Raw genomic sequence first — 690 nt, forward strand, 5'->3', positions numbered from 1 at the left:
GGGATGTTCGACGGTCATGCTGCGGACCGCCAGTTGAGCTGGGTTTGCATCCAGTCGTGCTTGCACCCGCTCAAGAACATCTTCTTTTTCCCAACGACGCACACGCCGGTCTTTGCTCGTTGTGCATTTGGTCTTGATCCGCTGCCCGGCAGTTGATTGCAAAGCAATCAATGAGAGGGACGCAACCAGCGCACGCCCCCGACCAATATGACCTGATGGCCTTCCCATCTTGTTGGCCGGTAAATCTGTAGATCAGTTTCTCGCCTGCTGGGCAGACATAGACATCCAGGTCGCTGTCATAGGCGAAGTCAGCCTTATCAAACTGACCGCGTGCAGCGGCATTTGATGTCATCGGTTTGGGAACGACAACTGAGATACCAGCCTCTTCGCTAGCGACAATTTCCTCGCCCTTGTAATAACCCTTATCCACTGCCCGGCAGTGTATGCGCAGCATGCACGAGAGGGGGCGATTGCTGTGAGCTGGTCTGTGGTCATGACGTCGTTCGCTGCCCCAGCCATCATCGACAAAGCGTCGCGATCAAAACCAAGCATAGTGACTTCGTGCGCAACGATCAGGTGGTGATCGGCTTCGACAGCCGTTTGGACATTATAGCCAACAATACGGGGCATGCGCGCTGTTGTTGCCATTGATCTGGCGTCTGGATCGCTGAATGAGACCTGTGTTTCTCC

General features: G+C 54.8%; 2 pseudogenes. Both read right to left on the reverse strand.

Going from position 1 to position 690, the window contains the following annotated elements:
* Positions 1–228, reverse strand: a pseudogene (locus AB9F26_RS22180) (hypothetical protein); the annotation flags it as partial.
* A gap of 120 nt (positions 229–348) precedes the next feature.
* Positions 349–690, reverse strand: a pseudogene (locus AB9F26_RS22185) (hypothetical protein); the annotation flags it as partial.

This window comes from Falsihalocynthiibacter sp. BN13B15, assembly GCF_041205415.1.
Classification (GTDB): domain Bacteria; phylum Pseudomonadota; class Alphaproteobacteria; order Rhodobacterales; family Rhodobacteraceae; genus Falsihalocynthiibacter; species Falsihalocynthiibacter arcticus.